The organism is Exiguobacterium sp. S22-S28, from assembly GCF_043359615.1.
Taxonomy (GTDB): Bacteria; Bacillota; Bacilli; order Exiguobacteriales; family Exiguobacteriaceae; genus Exiguobacterium_A.
The window spans coordinates 555,195-575,002 of the sequence record NZ_JBHFFC010000026.1; the positions used below are offsets into that span (position 1 = coordinate 555,195).

Below are 19,808 nucleotides of genomic sequence, written 5' to 3' on the forward strand. Positions count from 1 at the left end.
GTTAAATCACTAAAAAAAGAAAACGTTTTCATTTTTTTCATTTGCACAAATAGATGCAATCGATTGCGCATTCAGTATAGATTCTATTTATTTGCCTGTCTTTTCCGGAATTCCAATTGACTTTAAGAAAGCGCTTCACTATCCTTAGGTCGAAGACCATTTTATTACAACGCAAGCGATTGCACATAGGGAGTGACCACAATGCTGAAAGAAGCTGTTTTCCATCGCGCCATGTCTCCATTCGTTTACAAATATGACGATAAAACGATCCACGTGCGATTACAAACGAAAAAAAATGATGTTGATCACGTTGATTTAATTTGGGGCGATCCTTACGATTGGCATACGGAAAATCCGGATGATGCCGATTGGAACTTTGATCCATCCAAAGCAAACTATTGGAACACTTTCGAAACACCTATGAAACGAAGTGGTTCGGACGAGTTGTTTGATTACTGGTTCATTGATGTTGTACCGCCGTTCCGGCGTCTTCGCTACGGTTTCCGCTTGCATGATAAGCATTCGAGTCAAGTTCTTACTGAACGTGGCTGGTTTGATGACAAACCGTTGGATGATACAGGATACTACTTCTGCGTTCCCTACTTAAACAAGATTGACGTGTTCCATGCTCCTGACTGGGTCAAAGATACAGTATGGTATCAAATTTTTCCTGACCGGTTTGCGAATGGTGATTCCACGAATGATCCGGCCGGCACACTCCCTTGGAACAGTACGGCTCCTACGACAACGAACTTGTTCGGCGGCGACTTTCAAGGTGTCATCGATCACATTGACTACTTGGTTGAACTCGGCATCACCGGCATTTATTTCTGTCCGATTTTTGAAGCCAAGTCTAATCATAAATATGACACGATTGATTACTTAGAAATCGATCCACAGTTTGGAACAAAAGAAAAGTTCAAAGAAATGGTCGATTTACTTCATGCAAATGGTATTCGCATCATGCTGGATGCCGTCTTCAATCATGCCGGTTTCCACCATAAAGCATTTGCCGATATCCGCGAGCATGGCAGTAATTCGTCATACCGGGATTGGTTCCACTTACGTAACTTCCCGCTCGTGACGGAACCGATGCCAAACTATGATACCTTCGCTTTCGTTCCGGAAATGCCAAAATTCAATACAGAACACCCGGAAGTCAAAGCCTACTTACTCCATGTTGCCCGTTACTGGGTTGAAGAGTTTGGAATTGACGGCTGGCGTCTTGATGTTGCCAATGAAGTCGACCATGCTTTCTGGCGTGATTTCCGTTCTGTTGTCAAGGAAGCAAATCCGGAGACCTATATTCTCGGCGAAATTTGGCATGACTCACAGGAATGGTTGCTCGGTGATCAATTTGATGCGGTCATGAACTATCCGTTCACGAATGCTGCGCTCAATTTCTTTGCACTCGACAAAACATCTGCCTCTGCTTATGCGAATGACATGTCGCATGTCCTCTTCTCGAATACGGTTAACGTTAATGAAGTGACGTTTAACTTGATTGGCTCACATGATACGCCACGTGCCTTGACGCGTGCCGGAAACGATAAAAATAAGATGCGCCTGCTACTTTTATCCATGCTGACATTCTCCGGAAGCCCAGTCATCTATTATGGAGATGAAATCGGACTAGATGGTGATCAAGATCCAGGTTGCCGGAAATGCATGCCGTGGAATCCGGAAGAGCAGGATTTGAACCTACTGATGTACACGAAACATTTACTTCAGTTGCGAAAGCAGCATAAGACACTTGCCAATCACGGACATATCTCATTCGTCCATGCCGACGATGAAACGAATACCATCATCATGCGTCGTATGAGTCAAGACGGGACGTATTACGTCTACTTTAATAACTCCAATCATCAAGCTACGATTCCAGCTCCTCAATCTGGTCAAGGAATGGATCTCTTTTCAAATACGCCGCTTCCTTCATTAGAGGTGACGCTCGCTCCATATACCGGAACAATCATTCAAGTAATTTGATTTTCAGACAGCCTTTTTGCTATTGAGCAAAAAGGCTGTCTTTTTTCATTTCTGTTACAAGCCAATTAAGGCTTTTGATTTAGGGTAAAGAGGAAAGAAAGGAGGGAATACTCTCTCATGGAAATATTTCTTTATGCGGGGTTGATTCTGATTGGCTTATTCGCAGTCAGTTATCTCAGTGAACGGTTTCATCTCCCGAGCATTCTTGCCTTCATCCTGATCGGAATCGTACTTGGCCTTTACTACGATTTGCCGGAAGAGTTAAAGCTGGGTGGGGAAGCTGGCATCATCGTCTTGTTTTTCCTGTTAGGTCTAAAGTTTTCTGTCGCTGACTTATTAATCCAGTTTCGGAATATCTGGAAAGCAGGACTGATTGATCTTATCCTGTCGTTTGGCGGTACCTTCCTCTTGACCTTGGCCTTTGGGTTTTCCGTACCCGAGGCATTTTTAATTGGTTGTGTCCTTTATGCAACAAGTTCATCGATTTCCGCTCGTCTGCTCGACCGGGAGCCAGACAAACACAAAGACGTGAATCGATTTGTCCTCTCGTTACTCATCTTTGAAGATTTGGCGGCACCCCTTTTATTAACAAGTGCCCCGTTTGTTCTTGGAACACAAGAGTTCACCTTCGTAAAAGTCGGAACGATTTTTCTTGGATTTATTTTCTTATTCAGTGCATTGATTTTTTTAACAGTCTTCATCCGCCAAAAATCGAGAGTCGTCGACTCCCTTTATCGGCACCCGGACGCCGGGATCGGAATCATCGGATTAATTTTGACTTTCTCAGGAATTGGAATCATGTTTGGTTTGTCCGAAGTCCTTGGTGCGTTCATCGTCGGAATTTTACTAACTGAAATTAAAGAGACACGTTATTTAAAAAGACTAGTCACACCATTCCAAGATCTACTGTTACCTTTATTCTTCATTTCGTTCGGGATGTCGTTTGAGATGACGGAAGGACTTCCATTAGACTGGTTTTTCTTTGCATTAGTCGTTTGGGGACTTTTGTCGAAATTCCTTGTTGGTTTCCTTGGTGGACGATCGTTTGGACTCTCCAACTATCATGCAATTGAGTCCGGGTTTTGTTTAGGACCACGCGGAGAATTCTCGATTCTCTTCATCACGCTTGCTAGCGGAGCTTTCGTCACGTTAACTGGATTGTATATTTTCGTTTCTGCTTTTCTCGGAATCATTTTATTCAGAACCTCGACCGCATTAACGGATCGTACTCATGCAACCGCCCAAAAGATCAAACAGAAAATCAAATGAATGCTAAAAAGGACTTCCCGGCATCTTATCGGAAAGCCCTTTTTAGCATTCATTTCATCAACGCCCAATGAAGACGGGCGCTTTTTTTTCTAAAAAAGCTTGAACGGCTTGCTGATGGTCTTCTGTCTTTCCGGCTCGTGATTGGTAAATGATTTCTTGAGTCAACATATCCTCGAGTGTCGATTCAGAACTGGCTGTTTGTAATTGTTTGATATACCCAATGACTTTCGTCGGTCGATTGGCAAGAAGTTTGGCAAAAGAAGCCACTTCCTGTTCAAACTGTTCGGCGGCAATGCTTTTTGTCACCAAATGGTAGTCGTATGCTTGCTGTGCCGTAATCGTTTCACCTAACAAGGCCAGTTCCAGTGCTTTAGCCGACCCAATCAATCGAGGTAAAAAATACGGTGCACCGGCATCCGGAACTAATCCGATATTGATGAAGCCGAGTGATAATTTCGCATCGTCACGCACGATTCGGAAATCACAGGCCAATGTTAAAGATAACCCTGCCCCTGCAGCAACCCCGTTAATGGCAGCAACTGTCGGTTTTTTCGTTGTCGCAAGTGCTCGAATGACCGGATGATAGTAGTGCTTTAAGTATTCTCCATGATCCATGCCGGGTTGGACGGTCTTCAAATCTTGTCCGGCACAAAATCCACGGCCTTCCCCTGTTAAGACGATGACCCGAACACTTTCATCTTGATTCGCTTCTTCGATCGAGTCGGCTAATTCCGTCAACATGGTCGAGGTGAGTGCATTCAATCGTTCGGGACGCGACAGCGTGATGGTCGCGATCTGCTCTTTAACTGTATAACTGACTTCACTTTTCATTCCATTTCCCTCCATTTCAAAAATGAACATCCATTCATTATGATGTATTCGTGATGTTTTATGAAAATCCTTTTAAATAACCTCTTTTTTTATGAAAGCTCGACTTTACCTCTTTCATTATAAAAATTGAAGGCGTATAGTTTCCAAAAGATACAGAAAGACAATACGTTTTACGGACTTAAAGGGGAATTAAATTTATGAAAACAATTAAACAACAGTCATTATTCCAAATTACATGGCCGCTATTCATTGAAATCGCACTTCATATGAGCTTAGGGATCATTGCCACATTGATTCTTAGTTATTATTCTGACGGTGCTGCGGCTGCCGTCGGTGTCTCCAATCAGGTGCTAAATATCTTCATTATTTTATTTAACATCACCTCAGTCGGAGCAACCATCATCATCGGTCAATACCTCGGTGCAAAACGGATTCAAGATGCCCGTCAGACTGCCCGCTCCGCTTTTTCCATCAACTTATACATTGGTTTAATCATTTCCGTACTCGTTGCCTTGTTCGGAAAACAATTGCTTGGATTCTTCTCTTTAGAAGGAGAAACATTAGTGTATGGCGAAACGTTTTTAAAGATTGTTGGTCTCTTCTTATTCTTAGAAGCCATCTCTCTTACACTAGGTGCCATCTTACGCAGTCATGGTTTCACAAAAAATGCTATGTATGTCACGCTACTGATGAACTTCGTCAGTGCATTCGGTAATGTCATTGCTGTCCTCGGATTATTCGGCATTCCTGTACTTGGAGTCGCTGGAGTCGCTTGGTCCATCGTCATTGCTCGAACAGTCGCAGTCGTTTTACTCTTTTTTGTTGTCTATCGCAAGCTTTCCTTACGCTTTAAATTAAAAGATTTGCTTCACATCAACCGACGTGATATTAGAAGCATCATGAATATTGGTATTCCTTCTGCTGGTGAAGGAATTTCTTATCAGTTCTCTCAATTGATCATCACTGGATTCATTGCGACCATCGGGGAATCTGCCCTGTCCGCACGCGTTTATGTTTCGAATATCACAATGCTTTGTTTCTTGTTCACGTTAGCCATCGCACAAGGAACACAATTATTAGTTGCCCGCCAAGTTGGGGCTCAACAATTTGAAGCAGCACACGCTCGTGCTGTAAAAACGTTGAAAATTGCTGTTTTTGCAAGCTTCGTTTCTGCCGTCGCTTTGGCATCTGTCGGCTCATCCATCTTGTCCGTGTTTACATCAAGTCCGGAAATCATCGCCATCGGTATACCATTACTCTGGGCAAGTGTCATCCTTGAACCAGGCCGTGCCATGAATATCGTTCTGATGGGAACGTTAAAATCAGCCGGTGATGTCCGTTTCCCTGTCGCGATCGGCATTCTTTCGATGTGGGGAGTCGCTGTTGTCCTCAGTTATACACTTGGACTTCAATACGGGCTCGGATTACTCGGGATTTGGATTGCTTTCTCTGCCGACGAGTGGTTCCGCGGCATCTTTGCTTTAAAACGTTGGAACAGCCGTAAATGGGCACAATATGCTGTCGTCAAAGGAGACCAACATGACCATAACGAACGCCGCGAGGCTTCTAAAGCAGTCTAATATTCCGTTTGACTTGCTTTCATATCCTGTCGATGAACAGGATTTATCCGCTCAAAATGTCTCTAGAAAAATTAGTTACCCGCTTTCGTCTATTTTTAAAACATTAGTTTTAGAAACAGATACACATCAACATGTCTTTGCTGTCATTTCCGGAGAAGAAGAAGTGAGTTTAAAGGCCGTGGCACGAACAGCGTCCGTCAAGAAAGCGCATTTAGTGCCAATGAAAGAGTTGAAGAAATTGACGGGGTACATCCGAGGCGGTGTCGCCCCGATCGGTGCCAAAAAATCATTTCCGGTTCTTTTATCCGATTCGGCTTTAAATCAAGAATTCATCATTATTTCTGCTGGAAAACGCGGTTTGCAAATCAAACTCGCTCCTGATGATTTTCTGCGCTTCACGAATGGGATTCTCTTCATCAATCGCTGATATCCACCAATTATTGTGATATGATGAATGATATTGAAGAAGTGGCAGGAGGAATCATTTTGTGGAAAGAACGTGTTCGTAACTCGATTCCGAACCTCTTTACGTTCGGAAATTTATATTGCGGTTTTCTCGCCATCGTCATGGCTGCGCGGGGAGATTTTCAAAATGCGACCTTGCTGATCGTCATCGCCATGATGCTCGACAGTTTGGACGGTCGGATTGCTCGTATGCTTGGTGTCGCAGGTGATTTTGGAAAAGAACTGGATTCGTTGGCTGATGTGGTGACCTTTGGTGTCGCGCCAGCCATGATGGCGTATTACACGTATTTTTACGATTTTGGAGAAATTGGTTTGTTGATCGCGGCCTTATTCCCACTGTTCGGCGCGTTTCGTCTGGCCCGCTTTAACTTATCAGCGACCAATGTCGCCTCTGCATATTTTTCCGGTGTTCCGATTACGGCAGCAGGTGGAATTTTAGCTGTCGTCACGCTGTTTAGCGGACGGATGAACGATTTAATGGTTCCACTCGTCTTTACTGCTCTAGCGTTCTTGATGGTGAGTCGTGTTAAAATTCCGAGTTTCAAAGACATACCGGTTCCAAGACATACGTTTGTCATCACATTTACGCTTCTTTATGTCACTTATGTCATGGTGGCGCGCAGTAATGAGTGGTCGACGTTTTGGTTCGTGGCAGTCCCATTGTATATCGCGTTTCTGCTGTTCTCATTCATCAAAAAGAAAAAACAAAAAAATCATCAGCTTGACTAAAGGACAGACCGGTTCATTCGGTCTGTCTTTTTTGTCCCATTGATTTCCACCTCCGTTCTGGCTTGACTCCCTTCGCAACAGGTATACTAATAGTAGAACATTGGATATGGAGGGCTCACTCATTATGGATCGGTTTCAAAAAAATCTATGGTTATTTTTCACAATTTGGTTCTTCATCGGTTTAGTTTTAGTCGGTTTTTCTTTATTACCACCTTGGCTGGAATGGGCCAACTCTGTTTTTCTGTTTGCATCCGGTCTTTACGCCGCCCTTTATCTTTGGGACGTCGTTCCAAAAGGACGGTTTATCATTCCTGTCATTTTCTTCGGCTCGATCATCATCGAATCGATCGGTGTACATACAGGCTGGCCGTTCGGGACTTATGCGTATGAGGCAGACTTCGGGGTGAAACTTCTTGGTGTACCGATTACGATTGGCGCTGCCTGGCTGTCGGTCATTGGAGCCAGCCACGCTTTCTCACGCCGGTTTTCGTTTCGTTATCGTACAGTCCTTCTCGTTCCCTTATTTGCAGTCTGGCTTGATCTTGCGATTGATCCGGTTGCAGCGAACGTCAAATCTTATTGGCTTTGGCAGGACGGAGGTTGGTATTACGATATTCCGACGCAAAACTTCATCGGTTGGTACGGAACTGCTCTGTTCTTTTCTGTTTTGCTTGCTCGATTCGAACAACCGGTAAACCTGAAAGTACTGGAACACAATAACCAGTATCTTTTCTTAATGCTTCATGCCCTGTTTGGTCTGACAGCCGGAATGGCAGGATTATACGGTGTCACATGCATCAGTCTTAGTGCTGGTATCCTCTACTGGTATACGCGAGGAGGCGATCGATTTGCAAAAAGCAAACAAAAACAAATTAGCTGAACATGCTTTTCATCTGTATGTTAAAGAACGTTTAATCCGTAAACAATTCCATCGGATTCTATACAGGGCAGATGACTTGCCGACACCCGGATTAATGCTCGCCACGCATGGTTCTTGGTGGGACGGAATGATTCTGTTTCATCTTGATCAGACAGTATTGCATCATGACCCTTACGTCATGATTGATGAGCAGGGATTGGCACGTTTTCCTTTCTTTACCCGACTCGGCGGTTTTTCGATTGATCGCGGTTCTTTTGCGGAAATTAAGCAAAGCTTACAATATGCAAAAGATCAGCTGTTAAACGGCAGCAGTGTCTGGATGTTTCCTCAAGGCGAGGAGCGTCACCAAGAAGAGCGACCGTTACAGCTCAGCAGCGGGGCGATTCACCTTGCCAAAATCGCTCGTTCGATTTCGCTGTTTTCGTTTTATTATTCGTTTGCCCACGAACAGCAACCTGACGTTTATATTCGAACTAGAACGATTCAGTTACCCGATGCGCGCAGTTCGGTGCAACTTCGTTATCTGACCGAGGAAATGACCCGCCTGTATGACGATGTCCGAATAGATGCCATCGAGGAACGAACTGATGCCTATTGTTTACTGACTGCACGAAAGGAGCCGCTCCCAGCTAAAACAGAACAGTGGTTACAGGCCATCCGGACATGATGATTTTTCTGTTTTGTATTATCGCGCTAATTTGTCTTTACACTTTCATTAATTTATCCTTTTTACCGCGATTGACGGACCCCGTCCCTCCGCCTAGTCTTGCTGTCTGTATTCCACTTCGAAACGAAGAACGGAATGTCAGCAAATTGATCTACTCGTTAAAACAAGCCATCACTCCAAACACGCACGTCTACCTATACGAGGACCGTTCAACCGATCAGACACGTCCTTTATTAATTCAACTCGTTGGTCAGGATAGTCGGTTTACCATCATTGATGGTCTCGAACTGCCATCCGGGTGGGCCGGCAAGGTCCATGCGTGTCATCAATTGTCACGAGTCGCTCAGGAAGATTATCTGTTGTTTTTAGATGCCGATATTACGCTCGAAGCGGACACCATTCCCCGTCTCTATGCGACATTGTTACAAGAGCGGGCAGTTTTCTTATCCGGCTTCCCTTCGTTTCCCGTCCCAACATTTTTAGGGAAATGCCTGATTCCCATGCAGCATGTCTTGATCGCTCAACATCTGCCGATTGCATTTCGGAAAGTCCGCCATCCTGCATTTGCTGCTGCGAACGGTATGGTGGTGTTAGTGGAACGTCACGCTTACGAACAGGTTGGTGGACATCAAGCTATTCAACTGGCACTGGTCGATGATTTGGAGTTGTGCCGCGCCTTCAAGAAAAAGGGCTTTACGACGACACTCGTTCACGTGGCCCCCTATGTCAGTTGTGATATGTACGCCACCAATCAGGACGTTTGGCAAGGGTTTTTGAAAAATGTCTTCCGCGGTATGAACGACTCTTATTTGGTAGGCAGTTATTTCTTATTGTTTTATCTTATTCAGGCGGCAGTTCTCCCATTATTGATTTGGTCTCCTTCCATTTGGACGGCTGGTGCCTTTGTTTTGATGATGCTCGCCCGCTACCGGATCGATCGTAATGCCCGAATTGTCCACGCTTGGTTTTGGCATCCTGTCTCGGCGGTTCTTTACGTTGTACTGCTTGCGACGGCAATGATTCGAAGACTAAAGAAAAGGGAAATCACTTGGAAGGGTCGGACATATTCTTAAGGAGGCTTTACGGTTATGAAACATATCGCAGTCATTGGAGCCGGACTTGGTGGTCTGAGTGCCGCTATCTCACTTGCTTCAAAAGGGTTCAACGTTACAGTCATTGAACGCAATGATCATATTGGCGGAAAGATGATGTCGATTCAATCAGAGGGACACCGTTTTGATTTTGGTCCAAACACGATTACAATGCCTGAGATCTTTCAATCGGTCATTTTAGAGTCGGGAGCAGATCCAGACGACTATTTTACATTTGAAAAATTGGCACGCCATACCGTCAATCATTTTTCAGATGGGCGGTCTTTGACTTTTGCAAGCGGTCGGGAAGCCATGCGTACTGAAGTGGATCGGTTTACGAACGGAAAACTTTCTAAAAATGACATTACCGGTTATCAAGAAGAAGTCGCACAACTGTACCGTATTGCCAAACAGCAATTTTTCATCAATATCGACTCTTATTTTAATTTTTCGTTATTGCGTGATATGGCAAAAGTTCATCCGTTAAAGACCTTACACGGATTGCACAAGAAATACTTTAAGGATCCGCAGTTGATTCAAGCATTCGATCGTTATGCCACTTATATTGGCAGCAGTCCGTTTCAAGCACCAGCTACTTTTGGTCTGATTGCCCATCTCGAGCTGAACGATGGTGTCTACTTCACCCGCGGAGGAAATACGGCCATTGCCGAAGGATTTGCCCGTCGTGCGCGTGAACTCGGTGTCGTCTTCCGCCTCGGAGAAGAAGTGACACAAATTGAAGTAACCAATCAGTTGGCGACTGAAATTGAATTAAATCATGTTGATTATCTGGCTGTTGATTTTATCGTCTTAAACGGGGATCTCTTGACGCAATACCCACGGCTAATTTCCGAAACCGTCCGACCGGATTTCAAAAATCCGACGCCTTCTCAAATGGAGCCTTCGATTTCGGCTTATGTCCGCTGTATCGGACTGTCACGTCGAATTGAAGGTTTGGCACATCATAATGTATTTTTCTCGTCAGATTACAAAGCTGAGTTTCAAGCACTGTTTCAGGAAAATCGTTATGCCGAGGAGCCGACTATTTATATTTCCAATTCGTCCGTCACGGCACCCGAGATGGGGGTAGCCGGAGATAATCTGTTTCTGCTCGTGAATGCTCCTGCTACACATAAGGGAACGGTCATTGATTTTGATACGTATGACAAAATCATTAATCAACGTCTGCAACAGTTCGGTATCGATGTTACGACCGACGTCTTATTTGAACAACGCATCACACCGCAAGACATTGAACAGAAATTTTCAGCCTATCACGGATCGCTTTATGGACTTTCTTCAAACGGTACACGCGGTGCTTTCCTGCGTCCAAGCAACCGTTCAAAAAATGTTCACAATTTATTTTTTGCCGGTGGATCAACGCATCCCGGTGGTGGTAGTCCAATGGTAACGCTTTCAGGAAAACTAGCGAGCGAACGGATTGTGTCCGCCGTCGCCTCTACCCTGTGAACGTTATGTGAATTGCGTATCAATCACTTGTACGGACAACTAAGATTTGATACGATTACTTCGAGTTCAAGAGGTAGTGATTGACCCCACATCCTCAATCAAGCGCATGGTGACTTCCCCGAGTCAAACGCGTTTAGGAACTTAACCCGTCTGTTGTGTCTTAATTGTTTGATCAAGACCCACTTGTTCAACAGATACACCAACGTAAACGACTCGGCATGACTTACGACGTTCCCCCTTAGATCGTCTCATCCTGTTTCGTTTACAGGCAGCTCAATCATCATCAGATCCATCCCCGTGGATCGTCGACCTGCCTTATTTGGTATTTGGTATCAAATTAGGTACACACAGAACTTAGTTTAGACTCCCCGGTCTAAACGTCATAAAAAAAAGACCTTGGTCCCCGCCGAGGTCTTTTTTTTATGACATTTTTTTCGTTTTAGATGGTAGCAAGTAACTTCATCTTTTGCCACCGGCTGACGTAAGCGCGTTTCGTAAAGACATCGTACTGATTATCACGTGCTGCATCCAAGATGCCACGATATAGTAACGCGGCAACTTTCAGCGCCCGACGGCTTTCTTTCGGATAACGGTCAAACGAAGGCGTTGCTGCATCGTAGAGGTATTCGGCTCTTAATGCCAAAGCCTCCCACAACCCTTCAAAATTACCGGACGGTCTTCCTGCAAGCAACGATTCGGTCGTGACACCATATTGATCCATCCAGTCTTTCGGCAAATAGACACGTCCACGTTTCGCATCTTCCCCAACATCGCGCAGAATGTTCGTCAGTTGCATGGCAATGCCGAGTTGAACCGCGGATTCACGTAAATCGGGTTGGTTTGGGGCAAGGATTGGCAGTAACATCAAACCGACCGTACTCGCTACATAATAGCTGTACTTTTCCGTTTCCTCTAGAGACTGATAACGATTTTTCTCAATGTCCCACCGCATACCTTCTGCCAGCTCTAAGAAAGGTGTCTCATCCATTTCATATCTAGAAAAGACGTCTGAGAGGGCAATCCATAATGGTTTTTCGATGGACTGACCGGATCGGAACAAACGAAACTCTTCTAAAAATTCCGCTAAACTTTCTTTTGGCGTGGCGGATTCATCTACCGTATCGTCGAGGAACCGACAAAATGTGTAAATGGCATACACCGCCATCCGGTCTTGCTTCGGCAATAAGGAAAAGGCCTTATAAAACGTTTTAGATCCGCTTTGAATCGTCTGTTCACATACTACGTACGCGTTCGTCACTGTATCCACTTTTCCACCTCATCTCTTGTTCCATTCGATTGACAAGTAATGTCGCTCCCATCATGACGATCGGAACGCCTCCACATGGATGGACAGATGCGCCGACTGCATATAATCGTTCAATATCAGCGTATGGTTTTGCTTGTGTCTTCAAGGCAGCAGATTGGCGAATCGTCGGTGCGATTCCAAAACTTCCGCCCTCATACAATCCAAATTCTTTTGCATCTTGAGGTGTTCGAACCTGCATTTCCATGACCTGCTGTTCGAACCCGGGCACATGCTGCTCGATTTTGGCCAAAATCCGGTCGATGAATCCATGCGCCTCGTACCGGTCCCGGTCAAAACCGCGTGGTGATGGAACTAGGGCGTAAACGACACTATCATCCGCTTCCGTTAATGTATCATCCACCTTGCTCGGATTAAACAGATACACCGCCGGATGCTCCGGTAACTCATCTTTTTTAAAGATGGATGTCATCAAAGGTTGAAGATCACTTGGCATTAGGAAACGATGCACCGGTAGATCCACTTTTCCCTTTATCTTAAAGTACAATAACAGTGTACCGCCGGATGGGACATATTGTTTAGGTTGCTTGCCTTCCACCAAATATTCCATCAGCGGGAACTCACCATTCAACACAACGCTGTCATACAGATGTTCCTGTCCGTTGACAAGCACTCCTTTAGCTTGGCCTTCTCTAATCATTACACGTTCGACCGGTTGGTTAAACTCGAACCGCACACCCCGTCGAACAAGTTCCTCGTACATCCGCTCCGCCAAGGAGAAGTAACCGCCTTTGACGTACCAGACACCTTCTTCCTGTTCCCGGTAAGGAATCAAGCCATAAATTGAAGGAGTCGTATACGGATTTCCGCCGATGTAAAACGTCGGAAAACTGTAAGCCATCCGTAAATACTTACTTTTGAAATAACGCTTCAAATGATCGTGCGCCGTCTCAAGTGCATGCATTTTCACAAGTGGCGCTAACATACTCGGTTGCAACAATTCCGTTTTGCGGAAATAACTCCGCTCTAAAAATTTCGATACGCTGACGTCATAATCCTTTGCTTTTTGATTCATAAATTCTTGAAAACCGCGACCTTCACCAAACTGGCGCTCAATCGCTACCGCTTGAGCGACGACATCGGCTTGTTTCGTGACGACTGTCCCGTCGTCGAAATGAAGGTCATACAACGGATCAATCCGCTCCAGTTCAACCCCGTCGAGACCCGCCTCTTTTAATTGTTCCTGTAGTTTCCCTGGCATTAACACAATCGTCGGACCTTGATCAATCCGGCCACCGGACTGAAAATCAACGGATGTCAGTCTGCCGCCAGCTCGTGCTTCCTTCTCAAAAATCGTGATTTCAACTTCCGGATAACGTTTTGTTAATAATAACGCGGCATGTAACGTACCGACGCCTGCTCCAACGAATCCGATCTTCATTTCAAAGCACCTACTTCACTTGTCAATAAGTCGGCTGTAATCCGGGCCGATTCAAAAATCGTCGGCAGTCCGCTTCCGGGATGCGTTCCCCCGCCTACTAAATAAACATGATCTAATTCTTCAAAACGGTTATGTGGTCTGAAATACATCATCTGTGTCAATTGATGGCCCAGGTTAAAGGTTGCCCCTTGGTGTACACCCATCGCTTCCCAGTCATCCGGTGTGAACATTTCTTCCACTTCGATCGCAGCTTCGACACCTTTATAAGGTGAGCGGTGTTCGAGAGCATCCAACACACGGCGACGTAATTTGGGTCCTTCAATCGCCCAATCAAGTTCCGAGTAATTATTTGGGACCGGTACCAGCACATACAAGGCTGATTTGCCTTCCGGTGCAAGTGTCGCATCAATTACAGATGGATTTTGAACGTAGAATGAAAAGTCATCGGATAATTCGAGCGTCTGTGTCATCTCACGCACGTTTTTCTCATAATCATCAGCAAAATAAATCGTATGATGCGGTGCATCAAACGTTTTATCGACGCCTAAGTACAGCATGAATGTTGAACAAGAGAACTTTTTCCGGTCAATTTTTGGTCGTGACCATTTTTTTAAGACACCTTCCGGAACAAGATGATTCATCGCATGAGCAAAGTCGGCACCGACGACGACATCGTCATACATTACGTGTTCTCCCGACTCCAAGATAACTCCTGTCGCGGACTTTCCGTCTAAAATCAGTTGACTGATGCCGGTATTGAGCTGAACTGTTCCACCCAATTCTTCAATTGCCCGCTTCATCGCTTCTGGAATCTGATTCATTCCTCCGATTGGATGATGAACACCGTACGCATGCTCCATATACGATAAAATCGAGAAACCACCCGGGCATTCCCACGCCGACATACCTAAATATTTCGCTTGAAAGGTGAATGCATATTTTAACTCTTCACTCGTAAAATAATCTGACAAAACATCATACAAGGAACGACCCAACGACAGTCGTGGAAGAGCTGTGATGACACGGGGTGACAGGTAATCCGTCAACTTATCGTGTTTCGTCTGTAAAATCGGCATGAGTTTAGCCAGCTTCAAGGCTTGTTCCGCCATGAAACGATCGTACCCTTCTCCATTTCCCGGAAAATGTTCTTCAATCGTCTGTTTCATCCGATCGCGGTCTGTCGTCATCGTAAAGTGCTCTTTTCCACCGTTGAAATACAACGTATACATCGGATCAAGCGCCTTTAAATCCAAATAATCATGCATATTCAATCCGATGCTCGTAAAAAGATTCTCTAAGATATGCGGCATATTCAAAAACGTAGGACCTCGATCAAATTGATAGTCTCCCACTTGAACGCGTGACGTTCGTCCCCCAACAATGGATTGTTTTTCATAAACGGTCACGTCTACTCCTCTGCCCGCAAGCAACATCGCACAAGCGAGCCCTCCAGGTCCTGCTCCAATAACGGCTACACGCTGCTTCACACGAATCTCTCCTTTTTATCTCTACTCGTTTTAACTATTATACTAATCACATACTAATCCCCACAAATTTGAACTGCCCTAAAACTGTAAAAACGCCAAGCTTCCTTTAGGAAGTGGCGTTAGCTGTCACAATATACCAAGCTCCTTCTTTTAAAAATGGCGAAATCGAGACATTTTCAAAACCAGCAGCGTGCAGTTGTTCCGTTAATTCCTCTTTACCTGGTAACGGATATAAATTTTCATGTAAGGTCATGAAGGCATTAAATGCAGCCGAGAACGGTGCACCGTATTCACTGTCCCGTAATGGTGTGACAAGGATGACCGTTCCGTCATCCTTGACAAAACGCCGGACTCCTTCCAACAGACGAAGGCGTTCTTCTTTCGGGAAGTAGTATAAAATATTATTCATCATGACACCGTCATATGTTTCTTTGACGTCAAATGTTTTAATATCTCCAACCGCAAAGTCGATTTCTCCGGTTGTATCCCGGCGTTTCGCTTCTGCGATGACAGACTCTTCGATGTCAATACCAGCCAAACGAAGTTCCGGCAAGGCTTCATGAATCTTACGTAAGTAACCCCCGTAGGCACAGCCGATATCGAGTAAGGAAGTTACGTTTCGACTGCGAATGATATGCCGGACTGCAGGAAAGGCAACGGTCTCTACCAAAGCAGAGGTTTCCGCAACGATGTCCCCATGCTCTTCCCCATCAAATGTTTTTTGCTGCCCCTCTTCCAAGAACTTCGGATAAGAAAACAGCGCGGGTAAATGGAGTTCCATTAATTCTGACAACATAAAGCCAATACTCCGGTCATCCGATTTCGACAACTCAGGTAAAACATGACGTGTCGCCGTATAACGCAGATCTTTCTTTTTCAAGTGACCGACAGCCAATCCGACTTCAAACCAGCGTGATAAGGCTTCTGTCGTCAACGGCTGTTTCAAGCGGATTTGCGCTTCCGCTTGCGTGGCCCCTGCTCCAAGTACGTCAAACAAACCGTATTTATAGCCGATGTACCCATGCCATAACGGTAAAATTGGTTCTGCTCGTTTCATCCACTTTCTTGCCCGGAAAACTTTTGTCCATTCTTTCAATTGTGCCACAAGCGTTCCCCTCTCGATTGCGTAATATATCCCTTTTCCCAAATAACAACAGATTGTAACCACAAAAAAATACACGTTTCATCACAAAAGGATGAAACGTGTATTTCAGTCAATCAAATGCCTCTTTTCTCTTCACTCTAAACTTAAAGTCGCTTAGAAGAATTGCATTCCGTATGGTAATGAGTAACCGAGGAAAATCGTGACTATAGCGAGCACCGCAAAACCAAGCAGGAATCCGGAATACGATTTCCCTTTTTTCAGACGAACCAGTGTCAGTTCACCAAAAATCAAGACGAGAAGACCGGCAGTAATTTTTGCATGGTATAAACCGTCTGGATTTTCAGACAGTCCCATGATTGTGATGTATAGATAAAGACCAGTGGCAAACGTTAAAAGTAACAACAAACGGAACGCCATATGGACACCTTTCGCAGCACTTTTTCCGTTTTTATACATGGAAAATGCAACAAAAAATGTGACCAATAATAAAACCCATAATAAGACGTGTGTGTGTACAAATGCAGTAATTGGCATTTTAGTTCCTCCTTTGTTTAATCGTTCCTTACTTATCGTAGCTGATTTTTCACACAAGACATAGTATTATTTTCCTGACATATCAACCGTATCAGAAACAACCATGTATTCTGTAACTGTTTGCGGTAGTGATACCGTAAACGTACTCCCTTGTTTTTCAATGGACTCAACAGTAATTTCACCATTATGTCCGTGAACGATTTCTTTACAAATCGCAAGACCGAGACCTGTCCCGCCAATTTTTCGGCTGTCAGAATTATCAACACGGTAAAACTTATCAAACAATTTGGCTAACGCTGTTTTCGGTATTCCAATCCCTTCGTCACGGATCATAACATGAACATAATGCTGATCCGCCTGCAAGACCACTTCGATGTTTCCTCCAAGCGGAGAATACTTCACTGCATTGTTCAATAAATTATTCATCAATTGTTTCATTTTTTCTTCGTCTGCTTCAATCAGTGGACATGTCTCGATCTGTGAATGGAACGTAATGAGGTGCTTCGCTGTTGATGCTGCATAAAATTGTGTCGTCTCTTCAAGAAGCGGACGCAAATCAAGTAATTTTTTTTGATAAGATTGTGTTCTTGCTTCCATTCGCTGGACATCCAAAAAGTCATTGACGAGATTCGTCAACCGCTCTGTTTCGGAGTGAATGGTTTGTAAGTATTTATCCTGTTTCGATAAATCAATATTACGATTCAACATCAGTTCCGTAAATCCGTAAATAGATGACAGCGGCGTCCGCAGCTCATGTGACACTGTTGAGACCAATTCTGACTTAAGGCGATCCATCTCCGTTTCTTTCGTCACATCACGCAAGACCAGCATCGTCCCTTTACGAATTCCTTCGACTTCAATCGTCTCTACATAAAACTGGATGAATACGACTTGTCCATGAATCGAAAACTGGAGACTGTCTTTTGGAACTTCGCCACGTAGAATTCCTTCCATATATCGTGAAAATACTTCGGGTTCGTCGACAACAGCATGAATGAGATCCAGACATCCTTGAAGCGTTTCCGTTTTCTTCGTTCCATGCTGCAACTCCGGAAACAAATCATACAACGGACGATTGACGAACACTTCGTCTTTTCCAGGTTCGATATAGATAACGGCTTCCCGAATCGAATCCAAAATCCGCTCCGTTTTCGTTTTTTCACGGTTCATTTCATCAAATAACCGCATCCGGAGCAAGGAAAGCGACAGTTGACGCGAAAATGACATGATATCGCGCATCTGTTCATTCGTAAACTGATCCCGGTAACGGACCAAATAGATAAATGCAATGGCTTCTCCCGATGCCGGATCAAGAATCGGCACTGCCGTCTCATACATATAATACGGATAAGGCAATGGATGATCACTTGCGACTTGTTTTGAAGAGTGAACAGCTTTTTTCAAGGACTCCGCCCGTTTTAGTAATGAAAAATCGCTTCCTAGTAACTGTTCGGACAACTCTTCTGTCATCCCGTGCGTCACAATAGAATAAGCGGCACTGTCATCCACAAAAACAAGTGCCCCGATTTCAGAATCCGTGATGGTAATCAGTTTTTCAATGATTTCCGGATAAGCTGTCAAGGCTTCTCGAGCCGCTAACGTCTCTGTCAGATCATTGCGATACTGAAGATGCTGTTCATTTCGCATCGTCAGTTCGAGTGCTTCTTCCAACTCCTGTTGTTGGGCCTGCAGTTCTTCCTGTTGCGCTTGTAATTCCTCTTGCTGGGCCTGTAATTCTTCATTTTTTGCCAACAAATGTTGTTTGTTATCTGAAATCGCGCTGGCCATTTGGTTAAAGGATAATGCCAAAATACCAATCTCATCTTTTCTGTCCGGCACGTCAACATGTGAAATGTCTTCTCCGCTTGCGAGACGTTGGCTGTTTTTTACAAGCGACAGCAACTCTATCGTAATTTTTCGAATAAACGGATAGATAAAGAAAATCAACACCCCGATCAATACGATGATGTTTGACAGCCAAATGAATTGAGTCGTCTGAATTTCTCTTGCCAACTGACGGCTGGTCTTTTCCGACCAGTCTTCCAGAAAGTCACGGTATCCGCCGAGTGCAAGTTCGCTTTTATTGATTTCTGATAACACATCGATATTTCCTGACGCATCCAGCTTGATTTGACCGTTTGCGAGTAATTCTTTTCCGAGCGGGAGTGATGTCAGCGTTTTACCTTTCAAAAAAGACTCTTCCACTGCGCCCGACTCTTTTGCCTCAACGTAAGACTGAATCAACGGCAAAATCGCTTTGAAATAATAACCATATAATTCGCGGGAAGAACGGGCGTAATCTTTTCCTTGATCGTAAATCGCATTTTTTTCGAACCAACGTGTTTGTTCATCAATCGTTGCCCGCTGATCGATCATTTTTTGATACATGTTCTGATCCCCGATGAGTGCATATCCCCGCATATTGAATTGCAGATCCTGCCATTCTTCCCAAAGCGCACCTGCACGTGCGCTTCGTTCCCGAATATCTTCAAGTTTTAACCGCGTTTCCTGCAACTTTGTATCGGTATAGTTGTAGACAATCAGTGAAGAAATCATCAGTGTCGTTAATACGATATAAAAAGAAGCCATCAACTGGCGTCCAATTTTTCGATTAATCCACTGGATGATCACTCAGAATCCCTCCTACGACATCAATTAATTCTAGTGGACTAAATGGTTTAGAGAAGAAATAATTGGCACCGATTTCTTCTGCTCGTTCTCGGTCAGACTGTTGGCTTTTAGCCGTCAACATCATGATTTTTAAATTTTGTTTGTCCGGATGACGTCGCACCTTTTCAATCACCTCAATGCCTGTCATCCCTGGCATCATATAATCAAGTAAAACGAGATCATATGATTGACTCATGATTTTTTGATAAGCTTCGTCACCATCTGTCGCTTCATCAATCGTGTACCCTTCGTCTTCCAATGTATCGAGAACCAACATGCGTAACACATCTTCGTCTTCCGCCAATAAAATACGTGCCATCTATAAAACCTCCTAAT

At 44.4% G+C, this 19,808-nt stretch carries 17 protein-coding genes; 9 read left to right on the forward strand and 8 right to left on the reverse strand.

What is annotated here, in order from left to right; genetic code table 11:
• The first annotated feature begins 201 nt into the window (after positions 1-201).
• Together ACHA8N_RS09445 and ACHA8N_RS09450 are read left to right on the forward strand one after the other, a co-directional pair.
• Entirely contained in the window at positions 202-1,989 is a 1,788-nt protein-coding gene (locus tag ACHA8N_RS09445; RefSeq protein ID WP_147511942.1) for a glycoside hydrolase family 13 protein, read from the forward strand.
• 117 nt (positions 1,990-2,106) lie between these two features.
• The gene (locus ACHA8N_RS09450; RefSeq protein WP_026829047.1) at positions 2,107-3,258 is read left to right on the forward strand and encodes a cation:proton antiporter; all 1,152 of its coding nucleotides are present in this window, start codon (positions 2,107-2,109) and stop codon (positions 3,256-3,258) included.
• 57 nt (positions 3,259-3,315) lie between these two features.
• Here the strand turns inward: ACHA8N_RS09450 and ACHA8N_RS09455 are convergent, their stop codons facing one another.
• Positions 3,316-4,089 carry an enoyl-CoA hydratase/isomerase family protein gene (locus ACHA8N_RS09455; RefSeq protein WP_147511943.1) on the reverse strand — a complete coding sequence of 258 codons (774 nt, stop codon included), beginning with the start codon at positions 4,087-4,089 and terminating at the stop codon, positions 3,316-3,318.
• A 197-nt stretch (positions 4,090-4,286) separates the two neighbouring features.
• Here ACHA8N_RS09455 and ACHA8N_RS09460 point away from each other — a divergent pair, with 197 nt between their 5' ends.
• The 7 genes from ACHA8N_RS09460 (at position 4,287) to ACHA8N_RS09490 (ending at position 10,971) form a co-directional block, all read left to right on the forward strand.
• Positions 4,287-5,669: an MATE family efflux transporter gene (locus ACHA8N_RS09460; RefSeq protein WP_147511944.1), complete on the forward strand. Its 1,383-nt coding sequence runs from the start codon at positions 4,287-4,289 to the stop codon at positions 5,667-5,669.
• Positions 5,629-6,096: a Cys-tRNA(Pro) deacylase gene (ybaK, locus tag ACHA8N_RS09465; RefSeq protein WP_393965515.1), complete on the forward strand. Its 468-nt coding sequence runs from the start codon at positions 5,629-5,631 to the stop codon at positions 6,094-6,096. The genes ACHA8N_RS09460 and ybaK overlap by 41 nt, the downstream gene beginning before the upstream one ends.
• A 20-nt stretch (positions 6,097-6,116) precedes the next feature.
• Complete coding sequence (gene pssA, locus ACHA8N_RS09470) at positions 6,117-6,863, forward strand: CDP-diacylglycerol--serine O-phosphatidyltransferase (protein WP_393965516.1); 747 nt, start codon at positions 6,117-6,119, stop codon at positions 6,861-6,863.
• Positions 6,864-6,987: 124 nt separating this feature from the next.
• A complete protein-coding gene (locus tag ACHA8N_RS09475) occupies positions 6,988-7,743 on the forward strand; it encodes a carotenoid biosynthesis protein (RefSeq protein WP_147511947.1) in 756 nt (251 codons plus the stop codon).
• Positions 7,712-8,410, forward strand: coding sequence for a lysophospholipid acyltransferase family protein (locus ACHA8N_RS09480; RefSeq protein ID WP_393965517.1), 699 nt, complete (start codon positions 7,712-7,714; stop codon positions 8,408-8,410). The genes ACHA8N_RS09475 and ACHA8N_RS09480 overlap by 32 nt, the downstream gene beginning before the upstream one ends.
• Entirely contained in the window at positions 8,410-9,483 is a 1,074-nt protein-coding gene (locus tag ACHA8N_RS09485; protein ID WP_393965563.1) for a glycosyltransferase family 2 protein, read from the forward strand. Before ACHA8N_RS09480 ends, ACHA8N_RS09485 begins: the two co-directional genes overlap by 1 nt.
• 15 nt (positions 9,484-9,498) lie before the next feature.
• A complete protein-coding gene (locus ACHA8N_RS09490) occupies positions 9,499-10,971 on the forward strand; it encodes a phytoene desaturase family protein (protein ID WP_393965518.1) in 1,473 nt (490 codons plus the stop codon).
• Between the two features lie 439 nt (positions 10,972-11,410).
• Here the strand turns inward: ACHA8N_RS09490 and ACHA8N_RS09495 are convergent, their stop codons facing one another.
• The 7 genes from ACHA8N_RS09495 to ACHA8N_RS09525 all read right to left on the reverse strand — a co-directional run bounded on the left by ACHA8N_RS09495 (position 11,411) and on the right by ACHA8N_RS09525 (position 19,791).
• The gene (locus ACHA8N_RS09495) at positions 11,411-12,238 is read right to left on the reverse strand and encodes a phytoene/squalene synthase family protein (protein ID WP_147511951.1); all 828 of its coding nucleotides are present in this window, start codon (positions 12,236-12,238) and stop codon (positions 11,411-11,413) included.
• A complete protein-coding gene (locus tag ACHA8N_RS09500) occupies positions 12,204-13,676 on the reverse strand; it encodes a phytoene desaturase family protein (protein ID WP_147511952.1) in 1,473 nt (490 codons plus the stop codon). Before ACHA8N_RS09500 ends, ACHA8N_RS09495 begins: the two co-directional genes overlap by 35 nt.
• Positions 13,673-15,163, reverse strand: coding sequence for a phytoene desaturase family protein (locus ACHA8N_RS09505; protein ID WP_393965519.1), 1,491 nt, complete (start codon positions 15,161-15,163; stop codon positions 13,673-13,675). Before ACHA8N_RS09505 ends, ACHA8N_RS09500 begins: the two co-directional genes overlap by 4 nt.
• Before the next feature lie 106 nt (positions 15,164-15,269).
• Complete coding sequence (locus tag ACHA8N_RS09510; protein WP_393965520.1) at positions 15,270-16,268, reverse strand: class I SAM-dependent methyltransferase; 999 nt, start codon at positions 16,266-16,268, stop codon at positions 15,270-15,272.
• Positions 16,269-16,421: 153 nt separating this feature from the next.
• Entirely contained in the window at positions 16,422-16,802 is a 381-nt protein-coding gene (locus tag ACHA8N_RS09515) for a DUF1516 family protein (protein WP_147511955.1), read from the reverse strand.
• A gap of 66 nt (positions 16,803-16,868) precedes the next feature.
• Complete coding sequence (locus ACHA8N_RS09520) at positions 16,869-19,433, reverse strand: ATP-binding protein (protein ID WP_147511956.1); 2,565 nt, start codon at positions 19,431-19,433, stop codon at positions 16,869-16,871.
• Positions 19,414-19,791, reverse strand: coding sequence for a response regulator transcription factor (locus ACHA8N_RS09525; RefSeq protein ID WP_147511957.1), 378 nt, complete (start codon positions 19,789-19,791; stop codon positions 19,414-19,416). Before ACHA8N_RS09525 ends, ACHA8N_RS09520 begins: the two co-directional genes overlap by 20 nt.
• Between the last annotated feature and the right edge of the window lie 17 nt (positions 19,792-19,808).

What these genes read in the sequence shown, in the direction of transcription:
- ACHA8N_RS09445 (WP_147511942.1), top strand. Translation starts at nt 202, where the DNA reads ATGCTGAAAGAAGCTGTTTTCCATCGCGCCATGTCTCCATTCGTTTAC.
- ACHA8N_RS09450 (WP_026829047.1), top strand. Translation starts at nt 2,107, where the DNA reads ATGGAAATATTTCTTTATGCGGGGTTGATTCTGATTGGCTTATTCGCA.
- ACHA8N_RS09455 (WP_147511943.1), bottom strand. Translation starts at nt 4,089, where the DNA reads ATGAAAAGTGAAGTCAGTTATACAGTTAAAGAGCAGATCGCGACCATC.
- ACHA8N_RS09460 (WP_147511944.1), top strand. Translation starts at nt 4,287, where the DNA reads ATGAAAACAATTAAACAACAGTCATTATTCCAAATTACATGGCCGCTA.
- ybaK (WP_393965515.1), top strand. Translation starts at nt 5,629, where the DNA reads ATGACCATAACGAACGCCGCGAGGCTTCTAAAGCAGTCTAATATTCCG.
- pssA (WP_393965516.1), top strand. Translation starts at nt 6,117, where the DNA reads ATGATGAATGATATTGAAGAAGTGGCAGGAGGAATCATTTTGTGGAAA.
- ACHA8N_RS09475 (WP_147511947.1), top strand. Translation starts at nt 6,988, where the DNA reads ATGGATCGGTTTCAAAAAAATCTATGGTTATTTTTCACAATTTGGTTC.
- ACHA8N_RS09485 (WP_393965563.1), top strand. Translation starts at nt 8,410, where the DNA reads ATGATTTTTCTGTTTTGTATTATCGCGCTAATTTGTCTTTACACTTTC.
- ACHA8N_RS09490 (WP_393965518.1), top strand. Translation starts at nt 9,499, where the DNA reads ATGAAACATATCGCAGTCATTGGAGCCGGACTTGGTGGTCTGAGTGCC.
- ACHA8N_RS09500 (WP_147511952.1), bottom strand. Translation starts at nt 13,676, where the DNA reads ATGAAGATCGGATTCGTTGGAGCAGGCGTCGGTACGTTACATGCCGCG.
- ACHA8N_RS09515 (WP_147511955.1), bottom strand. Translation starts at nt 16,802, where the DNA reads ATGCCAATTACTGCATTTGTACACACACACGTCTTATTATGGGTTTTA.
- ACHA8N_RS09525 (WP_147511957.1), bottom strand. Translation starts at nt 19,791, where the DNA reads ATGGCACGTATTTTATTGGCGGAAGACGAAGATGTGTTACGCATGTTG.